General features: G+C 50.1%; 20 protein-coding genes and 1 pseudogene. 20 read left to right on the forward strand and 1 reads right to left on the reverse strand.

The annotated features are described in order from the left end of the window. Positions 1-194, forward strand: a 194-nt coding sequence (locus QMD03_07325) for a hypothetical protein (GenBank protein ID MDI6777034.1), incomplete at its 5' end; no start/stop codon positions are given. Positions 195-427: 233 nt separating this feature from the next. Then, positions 428-547 carry a hypothetical protein gene (locus QMD03_07330; GenBank protein MDI6777035.1) on the forward strand — a complete coding sequence of 40 codons (120 nt, stop codon included), beginning with the start codon at positions 428-430 and terminating at the stop codon, positions 545-547. A gap of 7 nt (positions 548-554) precedes the next feature. On the opposite strand, the gene QMD03_07335 is transcribed toward QMD03_07330, so the two are convergent. Then, a complete protein-coding gene (locus QMD03_07335; protein ID MDI6777036.1) occupies positions 555-1,073 on the reverse strand; it encodes a ferritin family protein in 519 nt (172 codons plus the stop codon). A gap of 381 nt (positions 1,074-1,454) precedes the next feature. On the opposite strand from QMD03_07335, the gene QMD03_07340 reads away from it, so the two are divergent. The 18 genes and pseudogenes from QMD03_07340 (at position 1,455) to QMD03_07425 (ending at position 20,979) form a co-directional block, all read left to right on the forward strand. Further along, a complete protein-coding gene (locus QMD03_07340) occupies positions 1,455-2,501 on the forward strand; it encodes an AAA family ATPase (GenBank protein MDI6777037.1) in 1,047 nt (348 codons plus the stop codon). Further along, positions 2,498-3,280, forward strand: coding sequence for an AAA family ATPase (locus tag QMD03_07345; GenBank protein MDI6777038.1), 783 nt, complete (start codon positions 2,498-2,500; stop codon positions 3,278-3,280). The genes QMD03_07340 and QMD03_07345 overlap by 4 nt, the downstream gene beginning before the upstream one ends. 187 nt (positions 3,281-3,467) lie before the next feature. After that, a pseudogene (gene cdhC, locus QMD03_07350) lies at positions 3,468-4,859 on the forward strand (CO dehydrogenase/CO-methylating acetyl-CoA synthase complex subunit beta). Positions 4,860-4,949: 90 nt separating this feature from the next. Next, a complete protein-coding gene (locus QMD03_07355) occupies positions 4,950-7,133 on the forward strand; it encodes a VWA domain-containing protein (GenBank protein ID MDI6777039.1) in 2,184 nt (727 codons plus the stop codon). A gap of 213 nt (positions 7,134-7,346) precedes the next feature. Further along, positions 7,347-7,574 (forward strand): hypothetical protein, encoded by a 228-nt coding sequence (locus QMD03_07360; GenBank protein MDI6777040.1) that lies wholly within the window; start codon positions 7,347-7,349, stop codon positions 7,572-7,574. Between the two features lie 125 nt (positions 7,575-7,699). Further along, entirely contained in the window at positions 7,700-10,192 is a 2,493-nt protein-coding gene (locus QMD03_07365) for a hypothetical protein (protein MDI6777041.1), read from the forward strand. After that, entirely contained in the window at positions 10,189-10,647 is a 459-nt protein-coding gene (locus QMD03_07370; GenBank protein ID MDI6777042.1) for a hypothetical protein, read from the forward strand. Before QMD03_07365 ends, QMD03_07370 begins: the two co-directional genes overlap by 4 nt. A gap of 89 nt (positions 10,648-10,736) precedes the next feature. After that, the gene (locus QMD03_07375) at positions 10,737-11,297 is read left to right on the forward strand and encodes a hypothetical protein (GenBank protein ID MDI6777043.1); all 561 of its coding nucleotides are present in this window, start codon (positions 10,737-10,739) and stop codon (positions 11,295-11,297) included. Beyond that, complete coding sequence (locus tag QMD03_07380; GenBank protein ID MDI6777044.1) at positions 11,284-12,528, forward strand: formylmethanofuran dehydrogenase subunit B; 1,245 nt, start codon at positions 11,284-11,286, stop codon at positions 12,526-12,528. The genes QMD03_07375 and QMD03_07380 overlap by 14 nt, the downstream gene beginning before the upstream one ends. A 159-nt stretch (positions 12,529-12,687) precedes the next feature. Then, positions 12,688-13,035 carry a molybdopterin dinucleotide binding domain-containing protein gene (locus QMD03_07385; protein ID MDI6777045.1) on the forward strand — a complete coding sequence of 116 codons (348 nt, stop codon included), beginning with the start codon at positions 12,688-12,690 and terminating at the stop codon, positions 13,033-13,035. 10 nt (positions 13,036-13,045) lie between these two features. Next, complete coding sequence (locus QMD03_07390) at positions 13,046-13,309, forward strand: DUF5678 domain-containing protein (GenBank protein ID MDI6777046.1); 264 nt, start codon at positions 13,046-13,048, stop codon at positions 13,307-13,309. A gap of 582 nt (positions 13,310-13,891) precedes the next feature. Beyond that, complete coding sequence (locus QMD03_07395; GenBank protein ID MDI6777047.1) at positions 13,892-14,365, forward strand: (Fe-S)-binding protein; 474 nt, start codon at positions 13,892-13,894, stop codon at positions 14,363-14,365. 278 nt (positions 14,366-14,643) lie between these two features. Continuing rightward, positions 14,644-15,006 carry a four helix bundle protein gene (locus tag QMD03_07400; GenBank protein ID MDI6777048.1) on the forward strand — a complete coding sequence of 121 codons (363 nt, stop codon included), beginning with the start codon at positions 14,644-14,646 and terminating at the stop codon, positions 15,004-15,006. Between the two features lie 61 nt (positions 15,007-15,067). Beyond that, positions 15,068-15,847 (forward strand): hypothetical protein, encoded by a 780-nt coding sequence (locus QMD03_07405; GenBank protein MDI6777049.1) that lies wholly within the window; start codon positions 15,068-15,070, stop codon positions 15,845-15,847. Between the two features lie 303 nt (positions 15,848-16,150). After that, the gene (locus tag QMD03_07410) at positions 16,151-16,600 is read left to right on the forward strand and encodes a universal stress protein (protein ID MDI6777050.1); all 450 of its coding nucleotides are present in this window, start codon (positions 16,151-16,153) and stop codon (positions 16,598-16,600) included. 169 nt (positions 16,601-16,769) lie between these two features. Further along, a complete protein-coding gene (locus tag QMD03_07415; protein ID MDI6777051.1) occupies positions 16,770-17,891 on the forward strand; it encodes a YCF48-related protein in 1,122 nt (373 codons plus the stop codon). An 18-nt stretch (positions 17,892-17,909) separates the two neighbouring features. After that, positions 17,910-20,294, forward strand: a complete 2,385-nt coding sequence (locus QMD03_07420) for an MMPL family transporter (GenBank protein ID MDI6777052.1) — start codon at positions 17,910-17,912, stop codon at positions 20,292-20,294. 202 nt (positions 20,295-20,496) lie between these two features. After that, positions 20,497-20,979, forward strand: coding sequence for a hypothetical protein (locus QMD03_07425; protein ID MDI6777053.1), 483 nt, complete (start codon positions 20,497-20,499; stop codon positions 20,977-20,979). Positions 20,980-21,538: the final 559 nt, after the last annotated feature.

The raw sequence follows: 21,538 nt of genomic DNA on the forward strand, positions 1-21,538 counted from the left end.
GTTTCTGGGATAAGTGGGAAGTGGAAGAGGCTTTCCGCCGGATGAAAGACAGAAGATTCTGTAGCTGGTTTCCGATGAACCACTGGACCGACCAGAAGATCAAAGTCCATGCCTTCTACTGCGTGCTGGCGCTTTTGTTTGGCTCTCTCCTTTACCGGAAGGCAAGGGGAGAAAAACACCTCCAATTCAGGTAATGCTTTCAGAAAGAGATGAGATACAACAAAAACTATGCGATCTTTTTAACTTAGAGAAATATCGGTCAATTGTATAATACACACCGGTCTCTGCAAATCGTTGCAGGACAAGAGTCTAGAGGATTCTTTCTATGCTAACCAGGAAACTTCCGCTAGGCGCCCTATGGAAATACTGGTCCCGTCTTTTTTCGACGTGATCCTAAAACCCATTTTTCGTGGAACAGAATGCCAACGTGGCCCTCAAAATCGCCCATCGGGGGTATGTCGTGGAAAACGGACGGATCATCCTTGAGGGGCGAGCAGAATCTCTCTTTAATAACGAAGAGGTGAAAAAAGCGTATCTCGGTATCTGACGGTTTCTCAGGCCCCGTCTAAGGATGTGCTTTCCCTCTTGCGATACCAGGAGGCGGGATCGGTCAAAAACTCCTCGGTGTCTCTGAGGGACACAAAGTGCTCGTGTTCAATATCGGCCAGGAGATTAAAGAATGCTTTTTCTTTTGGCTCTGAGACTTCGTCCCGAAGCCGGGCATAGAACGTTGCCCCCTGGGCCTCGAAGGCGATCGCTGTTCGGATCGCCTTCAGGTCGTCGTCATCTCCTGCCTCCATCTGGGAGACTTTTTCGACCATTTCCTTCAATATGTCTTTTACGGCTGTACCTTTTACCGTAAGGGGAAGGGTATCAGGCCATTTCCCCTGCTTTTCCCAATTCTCCTTGAGTTGCTTCAATCTTTCGTAGTGCTCCACTTCTTCATCCGCTATCTGCTGAAACATAGCCCTACCGAGGGGATCGCTGGTTCTTCCGGCATTTTTGAGATAGAACTCACGCTCCTTCATCTCGTTATCAAGAGCGACCTTCAGAGTATGCAAACGTTTTTCCATTTTTCAGGCTATATTCCCCAGTGGAATCAGGGGGGGTAAATTGTACAGTTAATATTAAATGGCCCGTCCGAAAAGTGCGGTTGTGAGGCCGCTTAGCTATTAACCTTGTTTATATGAAAATGGGCGCTTTCCTCTTTGATTCAGCTTCCTTTTCTGATATTCCATCAACTTTTCCATAAAAAACCCCCCTTGGTTATAGTTTTATTATTTTTCAGAGAGGCTAAGCAATAGAATTGCATTACATTTCTGCTTCTTAGTTGTCAAGCGAAAATACCTGAAGTTTTTGCTTGACAATGGGGGGGTGCTATTGATAACTATAAAAGAGTGACCTCAGAGTATAGGCTGGGGTCGGATATTTGCGAGGGAGGGAATAACTTAATAATGATTGAAGGTTTCAAGGAAGTAGTTTTAGAAGCGGTAAGAGAGGGGAAGGACATCCTTTCGGTAATTGTTGGGCAGGAAGATGCAAAAGAGAAGATACTGGCCTCCATCCTCGCCGGCCACCATATATTGATTGAAGGGCCGCCGGGGATTGGCAAGACAACTCTTACCAAGCACATCGCTTCGGCCCTGCCACCAGTGCAGGGGGTAAAGGATTGTCCTTACCATTGTAATCCCACAGCGCCTGTATGTCCGACGTGCAGATTAAAAGCAACGACGGAACAGTCTCTGGAAACGGAACAGGTAAGCGGAGTGAAAAGGTTTGTCCGTATTCAAGGTTCCCCGGACCTTACCGCCGAAGACCTGTTGGGCGATATTGACCCCAGTATGGCTTTCAAGTATGGTCCCCAGGATTACCGCGCCTTTACTCCCGGGAAGCTGCTCCGGGGTAACCGGGGGGTGGTTTTTTTTGACGAGATCAACCGCGTTCCCGAAAAGTTACAGAATGCCCTGCTTCAGGTTCTGGAAGAAGGTATAGCTACCATCGGTCCGTATGACGTGGATTACCCGGCTAACTTTATTATGGTGGCGACCATGAATCCCCGTGAACATGCGGGGGTGGAGGAGTTATCCGATGTGCTCCTGGATCGTTTCGATGTTGTAAAGATGACCTATCCTGAAACATCGGAGAGAGAGAAAGAAATCCTGAAAAGATACGGTTTGACGTTCGACGGGATAGAAATTCCGGAAAGCGCCATAGACGCCATCGTGAAACTTGTGCGGGCAACCCGTGAGGAGCCATGGAGCAAAGAATTAGAGCAGGGGGCCAGTGTAAGGGCAGGACTTTCCCTGTATGAGAAAGTCCAGGCTCTGGCTTTGCTGAACAGCCGGAAAAGGGGTGATATTGACGACATCAGGAAAATGGCAACATCGGCGCTGGGAAGCCGGGTCAAGACCTCGCCTGATTCCAGATTTTATGAGGATGCTTTTGGCTTTATAGAAGAGCTGACCGAGAAAGTACTGGGAACACTGGGAACAGAGGTATGAGCAGGCGGGGTTTTACCATTGCCCTATCGGGTAAAGGTGGCGTGGGAAAGACGATGCTGGCCTCCCTGTTAGTGAGAAACCTGGCGCGGAAGGGATACGTTCTGGCAATAGATGCCGATCCCGACTCCAATCTGCCCCAGGCCCTGGGAATGACTTACAAAAAAAGCATCGGTGATGTCCGGGAAGCTATCGTCAACGCCCCGGCGCGCAGCCCCATTGCAGCGGATAAAGCAGGTGTCTTTGAAAGGTCCCTCCATGAGCTGGTAGAAGAGGGGAATTCTATTGACCTGATTGTCATGGGCCGGTCGGAGGGCCCGGGCTGTTACTGTGCTATAGGCCATATTTTAAGGCAGGTTATTGATTCTAAAGCGGCAAATTACGATTTTACCGTCATTGACTGCGAGGCGGGCCTGGAACATTTAAGCCGGAATACCACGCGTGATGTGGACATCATGGTGGTTGTCGCCGAACCTACCTTGAACGGTATACTTACGGCCAAAAGAGTACACGAACTGGCAAAGGAATTAAATATCTCCTTTGGTCGGATGATGGTAGTGGCTAATAAGGTAACGGATGAAACCAGAGACCTGATCGGAAAACTGGCATCGGAGCATGGTCTTACCATAGATGCCTACCTGCCCTTTGATCCTGCCGTAAGCTGTCAGGATGTAAATGGCCTACCCATGATTCAACTGCCGGAAGACAACCCGGTCTCCAGGAGTGTTGAAGAATTCAGTAAGTTAATCTTGCATTTACTTGACGCAGAAAAAGTGAGCTAAAGTGCCTAAAGTTAATTTGTAAGCGTTCAGCCATCAGCAATCAGCCGTCAGTTAGATAAAGCAGGGGGTGTGAGAGGTGAAGCGGATGCTTACATCGTTCATCCAAAAGCTAAGTGCTGACCGCTGATGGCTGAACGCTTAAAGGTTTTTCAGGGAAAAATAAAAGAAAAGTAAAGGAGGTATCAGGATGAGTACAGAGAAACCGTGGTACACCACGGTAAAGCTTCCACCGGGAAGGGTTTATCAACTCGACACCGATCTCGATAACCTTTTCGCCGGCCTGGAAAATGTGGGTATCGGACCCCGGTATGTGGGTGAGATCCGGAAGGGGCAATGGCATGCAGAGCTGGGTGGCCCCAAGCACGAGTACAAAAGCTACATTTTTGTGGAAGTAGCGGGAGATGCTGAAGAAGTAGTGGACGGTAGGGTCGAAATCATCGGTCCGGAGCTGGACGAACTAACTCCCGAGACCTCCCTTCCCTTTGCCTCTCATATTAAAACATGGGGTCCCCAACTACCGGACGACCTGTTGGAGTTTGTAGAACGAGGTGCGGTGATGGGCTTTCTCTTCACCGAGGGGTGGGGTCTGGTCGGCGCCCGCACTAACATGTGGTTGCGGGTGAGTAAGGAAGTTAAACCGAGGATGAGCTGGCTGAAGATGGCCCAGATCATGCGGGCCAATATGATTTCCCTCTGCCCGCTGGTGGAAAAGGTGGAGATAAAGTGGGTGGTGGGCACTCCGGAGGTAGGCGGGAAGGAACTCGTCAGCAAAATGCTGGAGGAGGTATTGCCGAAATGGGAGACAATGGACGCCAAGACAAAGCAGATTGGCGATGAAGACGTAGACAGTTTTTACGGTTGCACCATCTGTAAGATGATTGCTCCCAACCATGCCTGCATCGTTACCCCGAGCCTTATTCCCTACTGCGGGGTGATGTCTTATTTTACCGCCAAGGCCATGTATGCCGTTGACCCTTACGGTTACGTCTTCGAAATACCCAGAGGTGATGCCATTGATCCCTTAGGGGGCAGGTACAGAGGTGTAGATGAGGCGATCTGGGAAAGGTCGGAACACAGGCACCGTATCTTTCGCCTCCACAGCGCCATCAAGTATCCGACCACTAACTGAGGGTGATTCGAGGCGACAGCCTTTTACATCCCTCAGGTTGATGGGATAGGAATTACAGCTCGGAGATATTTTGGCAACACACCCCTGGGGATCCCCTTTTCTAAGATCGCCGGACTGATGAGTGGTGGTGTGCAAAATCATGGATTTAAAGGACTTTCTGTAGGGGCGATGAGAGCTCCGTGTTTCCTTCAGGGTGACGGGGGGTGGAACCGCATTGTCTGGATTCCCAAAGAGATAAAGTTAGAGATTGCCGATGCTATTCCTGAGGAGGTATACGATAGAATTGCCACGGAGGAAGATGCTATTGACCCCGCTGACCTGGAAGTCTGGCTCAGGGAGAAGAAGCATCCTGTTGTAGAGAAATACTGGAAAGATAGCAAGCCTGTCTCGCTGAAGATACCAATGCCCAACCAGCCCTGGGAAGACGAGATGTGGGAAGAAAAGTCATAAGTCATAAACATAAGACGTAAGACATAAACATAAGTCGTAAGTCATAAGTCATAAGTCGTAAGTCAAGGACAGAAGACGGATAGACAGAACGTGATACGAGAAGAAATTTTAAAAAAGTTGCCGCAACCTGACCAGCTTTTTGCGGGATTGCATCTGGCAAAGGAAGAACAGGATGCTGTCCTCAGCGCCCTTATTGCCGGTCATCATCTGCTCATCCTCGGTCCTACGGGCGCCGGCAAGACATCCATCGCCCTCCGGCTGGGGGGGCTGCTTGGTGATCTCTCGGTGATCTCGGACTGTCCGCTGAACTGTCTGGCGGACAATCCTGAGTGTTCCTGGTGTCTCGAAAGGATACGCCAGGGGGAGACACTTACAAGGGCAGTTTTACCGGCTGCCGAACGCCTGAAACGGTTGCAGGGCGGCAGCGGGCTGGCGCCGGAAGACCTTATCGGCGGTATTGATCCGGAGGCGGCTTTGAATTACGGCCTGCACTCCCTTTCCTCTCTCTCACCCGGCAAGTTGCTCCGGTCAAACAGAGGCATACTGCTGATTGATTTTATTGACCGGATGCCGGAAAGGGTTCTTAACACCCTTCTCTATGCCTTGGATGGCGGTGTCATCGCCCTTGGCGCATCTGAAGAGAGGCTCTGCCTCGATATGCTGGTGGTTGCTACAGGCAGCCCCAAGATGTTAGAGTATCTGCCTTTGGGTGTGCTGGAATGTTTTGACGTGGTTCATATTGGTTATCCTGTCAGTATGACAGTGGAGAAAATGATTGCCCGCGACCGGCTGGCCGCGAGAGGAGAAGCGCTCGTCGAGAGCGCCAGTGATAGAATCGGAGAAATAGTTACCCGGACCAGGATGCACGGCGAGGTGGAAAGAGGGGTGAGCACCAGAGGCCTGCTCCATTCCCACGATCTGTTGGTATCTCTCAAAGAAATGGGTATCGCCGGTGAAAGGAAAAGGCTTGAGGTTGCCGCCGCTGTTTCTTTACCGCACCGCCTGGAAGTGGTTCCTCACGCCGACCTGCCGGGGAGAAAGGAACAAATCGTAAACGAGATCCTCGAAGAGGTCCTCGGAGAGGGGGAAACGGCGGAAAAAATCGTCTTTTCCAGAGACGATCTGCTTTCCCTCGTAGAGGAAATTGCCAGAGAGGACAGGTTCAGGAAGCCCCTTAAATACGGCGCCTTTGATATTCTGTTAAAGAGAATACAGCGTTTCCCCGATTCCAAACTGGCCGAAGCGGTAAGGCAGATGACGGCGAGGATAAAGGAACTCTATCCGGAGCGGTACGGGCAGGACAGGATCAGCACGGAGCTGCTTGCCGACATTGAAGAGGCAAGGAAACGGGAAGAAAGAGTAAGCAGGATGCGACGCCAGTTGGAAGCGGATGCCCTGGCGGAGACGATCGGCCATTTAGAAGAGTACAATATCTTAGAGAAGGGCAAGCAGGGGTGGGAGTTGAGCCGTCGTGGATTGTCGTTTCTATTAGAGCGACTGACCCCCAGGCTGATTACCAATATTCTGTACGGCTACGGTAAACACCCCACCGGGAAAAGGCTTCCCATTGGCGAGGGGCGTGAAGTAGGGATAAGGCACTTCCGCTTCGGCGACCGCTACCGGGATGTTTCGCTAAAGGATACCATCCGGGAAACCATTCGCAGCCGCCGTCAGTCCGTCACGAGAAAAGATATTATGGTCGTAACCAAAGACATCCGCATGCAGATGGACATCGTCCTGGTGGTAGACCTTTCCGGCACGATGATGCAGTTAGAGAAATTATGGCACGCCAAGGAATGCGCTATTGCCCTTTCGCTGGCAGCGTCACAGTATAGAGACAGAGTGGGAGTGGTTTCTTTTTCCAACCTGGCCGATGTGGTAGTAGGTATTACCGACAACCCGTACCATTTAACGCAAAGGGTGCTGGACCTGGAACTGCATCCGAATGCCTTTACTAATATCGGTTACGGTATCTTGAAGGCGACGCAGTTATTTTCCCGCCGCAGGCGGGGTAGGGCTGTCCGGCATATGATCGTTATTTCCGATGGTGACGCAACTGCTCCCCACCCTTCACCCCAGAAATATGCTTTGCGGCAGGCTACCAGCGCGGCAAGGAAGGGGATAACGATCTCCTGTGTCTGCATCGGGGGGGAATCTACCGATCCTGAACTGATGCGGAGAATTGCCAGGATCGGTAAGGGTAGAATTTACTTCGTCGGTGCGGAGACTGTAACTACAGCCGTTCTGGCCGAGAGAGTAGCAGCCAGAAGCTGATAAGTGGGAAGCGCCTAAAGTTGGAAGCGCCTAAAGTGGTTGATAATTGTAGAGGCAAATTGGCTCTCCTGGGAAAAAGTGAAACCAGAACATGAAGAGTGTAGTGAGTTGCTTGCTCTTTTTACATCTATCGGAAAAGGACTTTAACTTTTAACTTTAGCTCACTTTAGGCACTTTAGTGCACTTTAGTTTAAAAAGAAAGGAGATGAGACGATGGCTACCGAAGGAAAAGTTTGCGGGGTATGCAGCAAGAACGAGGCAGCGAGAGATTGTTCGGAATGCGGCATCCCCATCTGTGATATGTGCGCCAAGGAGGTGCTTTTGCAGGACCTCAGCCCGGGGACCATGGTGAAACCGGGGGTGTCGCTGTCTCCCCTGAGAGCGGGGCAGACAAAGAAGAAGGTATGTCCCAAATGCCTCGCTGAAGTTGATTTCATGTAAAGAAAGTCGTAAGTCATAAGTCATAAGTCATAAGTCGTAAGTCATAAGTCATAAGTCATAAGTCGTAAGACATAAGACATAAGACATAAAACGTATGACGTAAGACATTAAAGAAAGGAGAGTATATGTCTGAGAAGAAAACATTTAGACTCGGAAACTCGGATATCCCTGTTGAGGATGCGGTGCGTGACCCTCGAGGGATTGAGGATATTATCATTGAAGCGATGGAGGCGGACTTTCAGGCAGCGCGCTACACCACTTTTGACCAGAGATTGTTTCCTTTTGCCGATGCCGCCGATCTGGCCGAATGGGACAGTTTTTTGATCGGCAGATATCCCCCTCTTTATACATTTTCACCGGGGGCTTGCAGCGATTGCCCCCTGGGGCCCTGTGATCTGAAAGCGGGAAACGGCCTCTGCGGTCTCACGGGAGTTGCCTCTCAGGCCAGGCAGAGCCTGCGGCGTACCTGCCGGGGCTGCCTCAGCCAGTTTCTTGACAGCAGGGAGTTGTTAAATTATGCCCTTAAGATCTTCGGTCCGGACCGCCCCGTGGAATGGGGTAAGATGCACGACCGGAGCGATACCAGCCATATAGGTCTGATGACCGCTATATGGCCGAAGAACCTTGCCGATCTGAACAGGGTGCTTTCCTATGCCGAGGAGCAACTGAATAAACTCTTTACGGCCAGTTTCAGTGCTCTCGACCCTACCGAGATGGAACAGATGGTCCTCCATTCGGGCAGTATTTTACTGGTAGCGATGAATGTCTCCGAACTGGTGAAGATGAACTGCTTCGGTTTTACTAACGCCTCCAACGAGGACATCATGACCACCATCAATTGGCCGCCGGCCAATATCCTTGGAGGGTTGGGCCATGTGGAAAAGGGAAAGCCGGTACTCACTTTCCTGGGCGACAGCTTCCTGACGGGTTTTTGTGCCGTAAAGCAGTTGCAGGAGGAAAACCTGTCCGAAAAGGTGGAGGTCTGCGGCATCGGTCCTGCCGGCCATGATATGATACGTTTTTATGACAGGTGCCGGATACTTGGTCCCATGACCCAGGCCCGTAAACTGGCGCGGCACGGCATCAGCGATGTTATCGTTGCCGGCGACGCCTGTATCGCCCTCAGTTTCCTCGCAGATGCGAAAATCGCCGGAACAAAGGTAATCTGGACGAGCAGGGCGAGAAATATCGGTCTGCCGGATTATAGTGACGAGACAGTCGAAAAAATTGTCGCTGATCTCTTGGCCGGCGCTCCGGGAGTCTGGATACGCCATACGGAAAAGGCGGCTGCCGCAGCGGTGAACCTCGTACAGAAGATATCGCGTCCGAAGAACCACCTCCTCTCGGAAGAGGCCGTGAAGAAAGAGGCAAAGCGCTGTCGTGACGATTGTGACCGTTGTTCTAACGTTTGTCCCAATGGTCTTCTCATCGGCCTGCAGTTGCGCAAGGTGAACGCTGAAGGAATCGTCGCCCTGAAAGATATAGAAGAGGGATGTTACCTGTGCGGCGCCTGTGAGAAGGTATGTCCTGAAAAGATACCGCTGGAAAATATCTTTGTTGCCGCCCTAAATGCGTGGAAGGATGATGATAAGCTGAAGATGCGCGCCGGTCGAGGTCCCGTAGCCCGCGTGGAGACTACCAGTTGGGCCTTTGGTTCGATGTGGGGCAACTGCCCCGGTATCTTCCATATCCTTGGCTGTGGTGATACGCGCAGTCGTGAGGAATTGGGCTGGATTGCCTACAATCTCACCTTGCGTAACGCCATTACGTTTACTGCGGGCTGTGCCGCTGGCGAGATCGGAAGATACTTCAATAAGGAGAAGGGACAGTACGCTTATGAGCAGTTCGGCACCGAAACGCAGTTGCGAAACCTGATCAACTGTGGTTCCTGCACGGCCTGTTCCCATATTGTTGATCAGGCGCTGAAGTGGCCCCGTACCGGCGCCGGTGTTGCACACTATGCCAACTTTGCCGAAACGGCAGATCTGGAATATAATATTATCGCCCCCACTTTGATCGTCTGGGGCGCCCTGCCCGACAGGATGTACGCCCTGGTGGCCGCCTGGGTGCGCGCCGGGATGAGCGCCGTTATCGGTCCCAATTCCGGGCTTGAGTGGAATCGTTATCTGATGGGCAACAAGTGGAAGTGGGAAGAATGGTGGTCCTATATCAGTTACGGTGGGGAAAAGCAGTACCATGAACCGAGTCCTCCCGCGATGATTATTCCGGTGGAGACAAAGGAAGAGGCGCTTACCCAGGCCCTTGCCATTTCCATGCGGGCCGTTGATGTAAGGGACGGCAGGCAGGCACGGCTTGATACCTGGATTGAATTTTCTCAGATGTTTTTCCAGGAGTTCCCCGACGATTGGCGACTTTTTGCCCGTTCGGACTGGGAGTTGCCTATTCGCTATAAGACCAGACTTCTCAAAGAATTGAAGGAAAAGTCCGGCTGGGATATAGATCGCCTACAGGTAAAAAGGGCCAGGCACCCCGATGGCAGACTTCTCGAAATTGGTGAATTCAGTAAAGAATACAGCGTCATGACCAAGAGCATCACCAAGTTAAAGCGCATGATTGCACGCGGCAGCGCGCCTGGCGGGAAGGAGGAGAAAAAATGAGCGCTTTTGCAGAACTGGTTGATAGTATGAAAAAGAGGAAAAACGTGCTTCTTCTCACTGGATACCTCTGTGATGAGATGGAATTAGGCGGCCGTAAGTTGTCCGATTTTGCGGCTCAGATTGCATTGAAGCTGGATCTGCCGGTAGCGGCCACGGGTAATTCGGCGGTTCCCCTAAAAGAAAAAGGGGTGCGGGCGACGAGAAAAGCGCTGGCGGAAATGGTTAACCTGACCCGTTTTTCCCACTGGGGTGATCCAATAACGGCCCAAAGGCCGGAAATGATGGTCTTTATCGGTTATCCACCGCGCCTCCTCAGGGCCGTTTTACCGGCCGTGAAAGGTGTGGAGACGGTGGTGTTAGGGAATATGTCCATGAAGGATGCCACCTTTTCCCTGCCCGACGCTTCGCTTGTCCAGTATCAAAAGAACCTGGAATCGTTGCTCGGTGAGCTTTAAGTGAAAGTGCCTAAAGTTGGAAGTGTCTAAAGTTAAGGTAAGATTTTCTAACTTTAGTTCACTTTAGGCACTCTTAGATGGGGGCTTTCATGTCTGACAATGATAAGATAAGAGAGGGCGAGTTCAGGAGCTGGTCATTTCCCCAGGAGAAGATCAGGGAGTGGGCGCGTGTATTCCTCACTGATGCCGGATACGAACTACTGCCGCCAGACTACATCGGTTTTGTCCAGCCGACCCTTCATGCAAGGCGGAAGGAAGGTGAGAGGAGTTACGAGATCGTGGGCTTTGATGCCCCGGATATGGAAAATTCCCCGGAAGCCCTGGCGAAATTAGCTGCCGCCAGGGCCACTCTGGGGCAGGGGGCCGATTATGCATTGATCCTCCCTCCTGTTAACGAATACCTCTTACTCGAATTCTTCCGCCAGGATAGAGGCAGGTGGTATCTGGCCATGAAAGATCTGAAAATAATGGTCTGGCTGGTAAACCCGGCGGAAGAGTACGTCTGGTGCATCACCGGTGAACCGCTGGATAAAACTTTGTTGGAGTTTTTTGTCCAGGGGAAGATATCCGCCGATTTTATTATCATGAGAGAGATAAACCAGTTGCTCTGGGAAGATGAGTTGAGGGAGATGCAAAATGAGCGCCGGTGAAACGGTCTGTACTGCCTGCAGTTGCCTTTGCGACGACATCGAGATAGAAATGGAAAATGGAAGGATTGCGAAGATGGGAAACGCCTGTCGCAAAGGCACTGCTTTTTTTTTTGGCGCTGAGATTGAGAAACTGAGAACCGGCCATCTCGTTGAAAGACGACAGGTGGATGGGGAGCAGGCCATTGATGCCGCTGCACAGTTGCTCTCCAGGGCGCGCCATCCTCTGCTTTTCGGCCTGGACAATGCCACACTGGAGGCCCAGGCAGCGGGGATTGAGCTGGCCAGGATGCTGGGAGCGGTACTCGACGACAGTTCATCCTTTTGCCAGGGAAAACTCACTCAGGACATCTTGACCGGTGTCCTTCCCACGTGTACTTTTGATCAGATTCATGATGCCGACTTGTTTATTTACTGGGGCGCCAACCCGCACAACACCCACCCTCGCCACCTTTCCAAATTTTCCCTGTATGCCCACCGCAAGTACCATGAAATGGGAGCAAAACGCTATGTGAGCCTTGCCGTCGTAGATGTAAGGGAAAGTGAGACGGCCGGGGCCGGTGTGGCCCATCGTTTTTTCAAGATCCTGCCGGGGGAGGATGGTGCATTCATTGCGGCTATCATTGCTGGGATCAAGGATAATCCGGTCAGAAAGGATGCGGCGGAGTTTCTCAAGTTACTCAAGCAATCACGCTGTACTGTGATTTTTGTCGGTTTGGGGCTGACCTATTCTCTCGACAATGACTTTTCTCTCTTTTACGAAATGATAGAACACTTAGGCGGCTGGATGAAGACGGCCGTGATTCCCATGGGTGGCCATTATAATGTGAGGGGGTTTAATCACTCGCTGTATAACGCCACGGGGCACGTGAACAAGGTGAGCTTCGCCAACGACGGTACTGTTGCCCACGGGGATGAATTTTCCCTGCTGGAACAGGTGAGAAACCGTTTAGTTGATTGCCTCCTCATCATTGGGGCCGATCCTTTTTCTGCCCTGCCGATGTCTGTTCTCCGGCATTTAGACGGCATACCCCTGATTACCCTGGATCCCTTCCGTACCGCCACCACCGAAGCCTCATCGGTGGTCTTAGGGGTCTCCCTTACGGGCTTAGAGGCCGGGGGGACGGCGATGCGCATGGACGGGACGCCGGTAACGCTTATGCCGGCAAAGGTGGCAGCCAAGCAAAGTGACGCACAGATACTGGAAAGAATAGTCATAAGTCATAAGTCGTAAGTCGTAAGTCAAACACATTAGGAAAGAATAGTCGTATGTCGTAAGTCGTAAGTCGTAAGTCAAACACATTAAGAGAATAGTCATAAGTCGTAAGTCGTAAGTCGTAAGTCGTAAGACATATGACATAAGACATAAGACAGAAGACAGAAGACAGATACTATGAAACTGAAGATTGTTACTTACAGAGACATCTTTCTCTGGTCGGAAAGATATAAAGAGGACGGCTGGCTGGACGCTGCCGTTGTCCGTTTATCCCCGCAGGATTTAGCCGACCTGGGGATTGCAGAAAATGGTAAGTTAAAATTGACAAGTAGCGAAGGCAGTATCGTGGTGGATGTCCTTGCCGAGCCCAAATGCCCGCCAGGGTACGGTTACATGCCGGTAAGTCCAATCATTAACCGGTTAACCACCTGCAGGCCGGGAAAACTGCCCAATTTCAAACATATTGAGGTTGAGGCCGAGGCTGAAGTCCAGGAGCCAGAATCCAGGAGCCAGGAGCCAAAATAAAGGAGGCGTGATGGAAAAGGTATTAGTCACAACAGATGAATATAATGGGCGATATGTTGCAATGAAAAGCTTTGATGATAGTACTGTTGTAGGTGTGGGAGATGATCCTGAAAAGGCTTTGAAGGATGCGGAAGTAAAAGGTTTTAAAGATCCTGTAGTCCTATACATACCAGAAGAAGACGTTGTTCATATTTACCCCCTCAGAAAGCTCCACCATTCAGGGCGCAGATGCTATGGACAAATCTTTGAATCCTCTCTTAGGAAGGGGGGTTAAAGTCCCATCCTTATCTAACAGGGTTTACTAATGCCAATACGTAATTATCCTTTCACAATTATAAGGCCTGGTGACGTAGCACGACCGTATCTTCCCGTGACGATTGTAAATCCAGACACTAATAAGCAAATAAAAGTGTATGCCCTTATAGATACAGGTGCAGATGAGTGCGCTCTCCCTGCTTCTTTTGCTATGCTCCTGGGACATAATCTTCAGGCCGGGCAACCAAAGAAAATAAGTACTGGCAACGGGATAACAATTGCCTACGGTCATACTACTCACTTAATAATAGAAGGATTTTCAACCCAGGGTGTATTAGTAGATTTCATGCCGAATCTTAGGATTTCCCTGCTTGGTGTAAGAAGCTTTCTCAGTAATTTCATTCTTACAGTTGATTATCCAAATAGGGTATTTTCCTTATTTTATTGCCAAATATGTAAGCAACTTGCCCCCGAATGGTATATATCGTGCAATATCGCGCACTTAAAAATCTATGGTTAATGTCGAGGATCATGGTATATCCCCGGGGCCAAGGTTATTCCTGAGGTGCTCCTCCTGGATTCTGGATTCTGAGTAGTTACCATGGCGAAGAAGGACAAACTGCAGCCATTGCAGGTATTTCAGTATCTGCCGGGCACCAACTGTAAAAAGTGCGGGCTCCTCACCTGTTTTGCCTTTGCCTTTGCCCTTATCGGCAGGGAGAAGAGACCGGAGGACTGTCCCGAGCTGCTTACAGAGCAGTATAGATCCGCCCTCGATTTTCTCAACAGGTATTTCGGCAGTGAGTCTTCCGTGGAAAAAACAGGCCTCCTCATTGATGAGGAGAAATGTTGCGGTTGCGGGGATTGTGTCGCCGTTTGCGATAAGTGCCAGGGTATGGTGATGTTTGGGTCGGGCATCGTTATTCCACGGAATGTACCGCCGGTTTTAAAGATAGTTGACGGGAGGGTGCGGGTCGTCAAGTGGGAAAGTTGTAAACGCTGCATGGACCCACCCGAGTATTGCCGGGTTTGCGAAGAGAGATGCCCCTTTGGCGCTCTGGAGCTGGTGAGATAAAACATTAGTCGTACGTCGTACGTCATAAGTCGTAAGTCATAAGTCATAAGTCATAAGTCATAAGTCATAAGTCGTACGTCAAACGTCAAACACATTAGATGAAGATTGAGAAATTTGAGGATATTAAGGCGTGGCATAAAACATCAGTCGTACGTCGTACGTCATACGTCATAAGTCAAACACATTAGATGAAGATTGAGAAATTTGAGGATATTAAGGCGTGGCATAAAACATCAGTCGTACGTCGTACGTCATACGTCATAAGTCAAACACATTAGATGAAGATTGAGAAATTTGAGGATATTAAGGCGTGGCAGATTGCAAGGGAACTGATAAGGGAAGTCTATATGATTACAAATAGGGATAAATTTGCCAAAGATTTTGGCTTGAAGGATCAAATTCGAAGGGCGACTGTGTCTATCATGTCCAACATTTCGGAGGGTTTTGAGCGAGGATCAGACAAGGAGCTCAATCAGTTTCTGAATTATGCCAGAGGATCTGCCGCAGAGGTCAAGAGTCAGTTGTATATTGCTTTAGATCTTGAATATATTGACGAGATCGTATTTAAAAAATTGTATGATAAATGTACCGACATTTCCAAACTAATCATGGGATTTATTGCCTATCTCAAGAAGACTTAGGACATACGACTTACGACTTACGACTTACGACATACGACTTATGACTTATGACTTATGACTTATGACTAATGTTTTTGATGTGAACAGGGCCTTTGCGGAAAAGGGCATGGAAATTACCCTGCCCCTCGACGGTAAGGTGGTGGTGACGAAAATTGAGGTTCTTGAAAAGGTGAAGACCCCCGGTCGGATCAAGATTCTCCTGCAGGTGGGCTTCTTAAATGACCAGGGCAAGGAGAGCAGGGAGGTCTTCCTCTGTGAAGGACCCCTCCGGACGTTGCGGAAATCCGTGGCGCCGGTTATGGAGCCGCCCAAGGGGAGTCTCCTGCCGGTACGGGAGCGGATGGATTTCGTCTCCTGTGAGGAGGCCCTGGCCTACCTCCGGGAGGCGTTCTCTCACCTCCTCGAAGACAAAGGGTATCTGCCGGTGGAACGTAAGGGAGCGGATTTCTATTTCGAAAGGGAGACAAAGGGGTTCTTTGTTAATTGCGTGGTACGCTTCGATGAACCGGCGTTTGAGCGGGCCAGGTCTCTCGTTGAACTGCGGCGTTCCCTGCGCAGCCATGGCGCCGCCAACGATTTTGCCCTCGTGGCGCCCGCCATCCAGGAGCCGTTGGGCATTCCCCTCCGCCACCAGGAACGCTGGATCGCCCGCCATCAGGAGTACCTCTCGGTCCAGAGGATAGGGGTATATGGAGTCAACAACGAGGATCCCAACAAGATATACCCTTTTACCGTTTATCCGCAGGCCCTGGATTTGAAACGGTACTTTATGATTACATCTCAGCAGTGGTCGCTTGTACGCAGTCGTTACGTTCTCGAGAGGGCAAAGAGACAGGAGTGAAAGACAAGTCATACGTGGTACGACTTACGACTTACGACTTACGACTTATTTTCAGCAGTGGTCGCTTGTACGCAGCCGTTACGTTCTCGAGAGGGCAAAGAGGGAAGAGTAATATAATTTTCTTGACTTTTCGTAAAAGTAACTATATCAACGAATAGCGTAACTACTCAGGTCGTCAGGTTCACGGTTCAAGGTTGGTTGGCTTGCGCTTACTTCTTGAGATAGCCAGTACTAGGAATCCACAGTCCAACCGTGAACCCCGGAACTTTGAACCTGAGTATTTCAAATAAAGGAGGTGTTAGAATGTACCAAAAGATACTTGTTCCCCTCGATGGGTCTAAGGTTGCGGAGGAGGTTATTCTGCCCCATGTAAGATCAGTAGCCGAGGAGGGTCGTAAGGTAGGGGAGATGATACTCTTACAAGTTATAGAGACCCCTCCCGCCTGGGTAATGGAAGGTAGTGGTTTTCAAGAATCTCATGAGGCTCAGAAAAAAACAGCTAAAGAATATCTTTCTAAGATACAATCCCAGCTTAATTTGGAAGGAGTGAATGTCACCTCAGAAGTATTGGTAGGTAACGCTGCGGAAACTATAATAGATTTTGCCAAACAGAAGAAGGTGAACCTCATCCTCATGACCACGAATGTCAGCTCTACTATAAGTCAGTTGATCATCGGCAGCGTAGCAAATAAGGTAATGCGGTATTCCAGGATACCGGTACTGATGGTGAGACCCGCTGCGACGGAATGTTAGTAAAAGTGGTAAAAGTTTATACACCGGTAAAAAAACACTTGACAAATGTGTTTATGTAGTTATAGTTTGCTGATCTTATAGCCCGCAGGGCAGATGTAGGAGCGAGGATAGAAGGAAGCATGATGGCATAACAGTGTTGTAGTATGAAATTTTTACGGGAGGATGGAGGATGCTAATCAAACGTTTGACCAGAATCGTCTTTTCAGCTATGCCGGTGGTTATTATTGCCGGGTTGCTCTATGTTGCTCTTTTTGTCAAACCCCAGACTAGAGAGGCTATTCTCAAGCCTTATCCCATCGTCAAAAGAGACCGTATCTATGGCGTTGCGTTACCGACGCCAACGACGATCTGGGCGGTGGGCTCTCATGGCAAGATTTTGCGTAGCGAGGATACTGGCAAATCCTGGATATTGCAAGCGTCACCGATGAAGGAACATCTTCAGGATATCGCCGCCTGGGATGATAAGCGGGCCTGTATCGTGGGTAACAGAGGGCTAGTTATGGTTACCCGTGACGGAGGCGCATCCTGGACACAGGTAAAGACACCTCTCGACGAAGCAGTCGAGATGTCCAAAGTAGCCGATGAGTCCGGTGCAGGAGGTGAGACCGCCCATGGTTGGAGCATAACAGAAAAGGAGCTCGAAGCGAGGAAAGGGGTAGCTGGCGCTGCCGAAGCAGCCAGGAAGGCGGCCCAGAAGTTAATGAGGGTCGAGGTTTTTCCCGATGGCAGCGCCTGGGCCGTCGGTGAGATGGGGATAGTCCTCTACTCGAAAGACTTCGGGTCAATGTGGGAGCGCAGGATGAAAGAAGAAGATGTGAGCTGGAATGATTGCGCTTTCATCGACAAGAAGGGATGGCTGGTCGGTGAATTGGGTCGTATCATGAGGACAGATGACAATGGCCAAACGTGGACTGCTGTCAAATCTCCCGTGGAAACCAGTCTCCTGGGGGTGGCCTTCCGGGATCAGGAACACGGGGTTGCTGTGGGTCTCGATGGCATTATCCTCGTTACGGAAAATAGCGGCAAGCGCTGGGTGCAAGCGCCAAAGGTCAGCAGGGAGCACTTGTTCGCTGTTATCTGGGATGGGCTGCAGTGGGTCGCCGTTGGTGACAAGGGGGTAATGTTTAAGGGCGATCCCTCCGGTCTTAACTGGAGCGGGGGAAGAATAACAGACCTCGACACGTCCTGGTACACCAAGGTGCAGAAGGTGGGTGATCGCTACTATTTAGCGGGTGACCGCCTGACTCGCCTGGAAAAAGGTGTGGTTGAGTTTTTTGATCGGAAGACATAGGGGAAAGGGGGTCTCTCAATGGAAGAAAAAAGAATCCTTGGTTGGGAAGAAACTGCACATAGTAAAGGGTTGATAAAATTTACAGATTTCTGCTTTCGTTATCGCCTGGCGGTAACAATCACTCTTGCCATTATCACGGCGATTTTTGCCGTTTTTGCCCTCCGGGTCCCGTTAAAAACTGTTTTTGAGGAACTCCTGCCCACGAAACACCTCTATGTTATCGTAAATGAACGTTTCAAAAAGACCTTTGGCGGATCGAACATCGTCAACATCATCGTGGAGGCGGAAAAGGGGGATATCTTTAACCGCGATGTCCTTACCAAGGTGCAACAGATCACCAATGAGCTGGTGTTTGTAAAGGCGGTCAATCCCTACCAGATTATATCCTTAGCCTCTAAGAAGCTTCGGGACATACGTGGATCCACGGAAGAGATTCTAAGTGTCCCCATCATGTGGCCTGAGATACCTAAGAACAAGGAAGAGATGACCAAACTCCGGGATGCCATTCTGGCCAATGAGCTGATTTACGGCCGCTACGTCTCACGGGATCTAAAGTCAACACTGATTACCGTTGACTTCTATGATCATCTGTTGGATTATAATACGGCCTTTAAACAGATCATGGCGATTGCGGACAAGGCCAAGGGGGGTGGCGTCAAGGTGGGGGTAGTGGGGGAACCGATCCTCTACGGCTGGGTGAATCATTACCTGCCCGAAACCATAACAATCTTTTTTATCACTATTGGTGCCGTCGCCCTCGTCCTGCTTCTCCTCATGAGGACCTGGCGAGGCCTTTTCTTTCCTATGATGGCTGGACTCCTCTGCGCCATATGGGCGTTCGGCATCGCCGGCATGGCCGGCTTTCACCTGGATCCCCTGACCGTGGTGTTGGGTTTTTTGATTACTGCCCGCTGCATTTCCCATTCGGTCCAGTTTGTCGCGCGGTTTGACTACGAGGTTGCCGAGGGGGCAGAACCCCATGTGGCGGCCAGGACTGCCATGCTTGGATTGATCAAGCCCGGGCTGCTTGGCGTGGCCACGGATGCCGCAGGCATACTGGTGGTAATCCTCACCCCCATTCCGCTTCTGCAGAAGGTTGCCATCATCGGGGGGGTGTGGGTAGGAACCATTGCTATCTGCGGGATTGTGCAAATTCCCGTGCTGTTGTCCTGGAGCAGGCGGCCGCGGAAATATGCGCATCCTATTGATATTGCCCCGATTCTGCGGAAGATCCTGTCCGTTCCCATCCGCATTATCACCACCCGGTGGCGCTACCCCGTGGTGATCGGTTTCTTAGTGATATTTGTGGTAAGCGGGATCTATGCCTTCAAGCTGAAGGTGGGGGATACCCGTCCCGGCTCGCCGATCCTCTGGTCCGACTCGCAGTACAACCTGGATGCTGCTGCGGTAAATAAAAACTTTGAAGGAAGCGACAGGATGTTTGTCGTGATCGCGTCAGAAAAATATGATGCCATGAGGGAGCCGGTCATCCTGGATTACATGGACTATTTCCAGAATTTCATGGAGGCGCAGCCGGAAGTGGGTGGTTCACTTTCACTCGCCGACGCCCTGCCGAAGATAAGGACGTTGCTGCGAGAAGGTAACCCGCGCTACAAGGAGTATGGAGCCGACGTCCCGGAAAATTCGGAACTCGTCTATATCTATCTCGCCGGCACCGAACCAGGGGATATAGACAGGTACGTTGATCCGCAATTCGAGAATGCCGCGGTGACCTTTATGATCAAGGATCATAAGGGTGATACCATCCGTACGGCGATTGCCCGGGTGAAGGAATTTGCCGCCAAGCATCCCATACCGGGGGCCGACTACCTCCTCGCCGGAGGGTTGATAGGTGTCCTGGGAGCGGTCAACGAGGTGATCCTTGCCGGCCAACTCGAATCCATCGCCCTGGCGCTGCTGGCCGTGGTGATCGTCAGTTATGTCGGCTACCGCTCCGTGATGGCAGGGATGTTCTTCATGATACCGGTGATCATTTCCAATACCGTGACTTTTGCCTTCATGGCCTGGAGAGACATCGGGATCTCCATCAACACCTTGCCCGTGGCGGCGACAGGGATCGGTCTGGGTGTTGACTATGCCTTTTACATCTGTGACGGCATCCGGGAAGAGCTGCGCCGGGGTCACGACCTCATGGGCGCCATCACCAACTCTATATCCTCTGCCGGCAGAGGCGTACTGATTACCTTGATTACCCTGATTACCTGTATCGCTTTATGGATGTTCTCCTCGTTGCGGTTCCAGGCCGAGATGGGGGTCCTGATCGGTCTATGGCTTGCCATCTCTGGCCTCACCGCTCTGTTCCTCATGCCTGCACTCATCTGGATCTTTCGTCCCGAGTTTATCGTGGGAGAGGCCAACAATAAACAAAAGATAGAGTCGTAAGTCGTAAGTCGTAAGTCGTAAGTCATAAGTCATAAGTCGTAAACCTTCCACCCGTAGCTGACCTTTAAGGGATAAGGAGGGGTAGTTTTATGTGGGGTGTAGTAGTAGCCGGTATATTTGCCATTGTAGCCTTAATAACTATGAAGTATTTTGAAAAACACCCTTGAGGGTGTGTTTATTCCCCTGGAAGAGGGCTGAAGGGATGTTGAAGGTCATGAGATATCTCGTTGCAGTGGTTGTTCTATTTTTGCTTACTCTTTCGTTTCCTGCCCTTGCAGAAGATGGTTTTACTAAAAAGGACAGGGAACTCCTCATCGAGCTCAGGATGAAGATGGGAGAGATTGACAAAAGATTTGAGCAGATTGACAAGAGGATCTCCGAGCTGCGGCAGGATATGAACGAGAGATTTGAGCAGGTTGACAAGAGATTCGAACAGGCCGACAAGAGATTCGGAGATATGTTCAATTTCCTGTATATTCTTGCCGGTATATTTACCTCCCTGGTGGCTGTGGTGATTGGGTTTGGCTATTGGGACAGGAGGACGATCATCAGGGAGGCGAGGAGGGAGGCCATTGAGTTTATAGAGAAGGAGGGTCTTCTGCGGAGGGTACTGGATGCCCTCAGGGAGCTTTCCCTTGAGGACAACAGGTTGGCGAATGCCTTAAGGCGATTTAATCTGTTGTGATCTTCTCGTTGTAAATATAAAATATAGAGGATTCGAGGGGTCAAGGGGTGTAGTGGCGTCATGAAGTCAGCACATCTTACTTAATTATACGAATGTGAAAATCGTCTCAAGAAAAATGCGATATAATTAGGATATGAAACATCGAAAAAGACGAACAAGTGCTGGTAAAATGCTGATGGATGTTACTAAATATTTGCTCACAATAGGTTTTATTGGTGGTATACTTACCGACAAACTTAATGTTATCACTGGAATTTCTATTGTTGTTGTAGCCATAATCCTATTTTTAATAGCGTTTTTTACTATACCACCGGAAAGGGAGGAATAGGAAATGGAGGGTTATTATATTGTTCTTGCCGGAACTTTAGTTATAGCATTAATAGCCTTTATAATTTCATATAAAGAAGACCATCCTAAAAAAAGCTAAATAACTCTCACTCTTGCACTTTTTACGCATAGAGGAAGGGAACTGTCTAACAGAGAAGAGAGGTCATTGAGTTTATAGAGAAGGAGACCTTAATTCCAGATTCATCGCGGGGGGGGATTCATGCGACGTGGG

The organism is Syntrophales bacterium (genome assembly GCA_030018935.1).
GTDB lineage: Bacteria > Desulfobacterota > Syntrophia > Syntrophales > CG2-30-49-12 > CG2-30-49-12.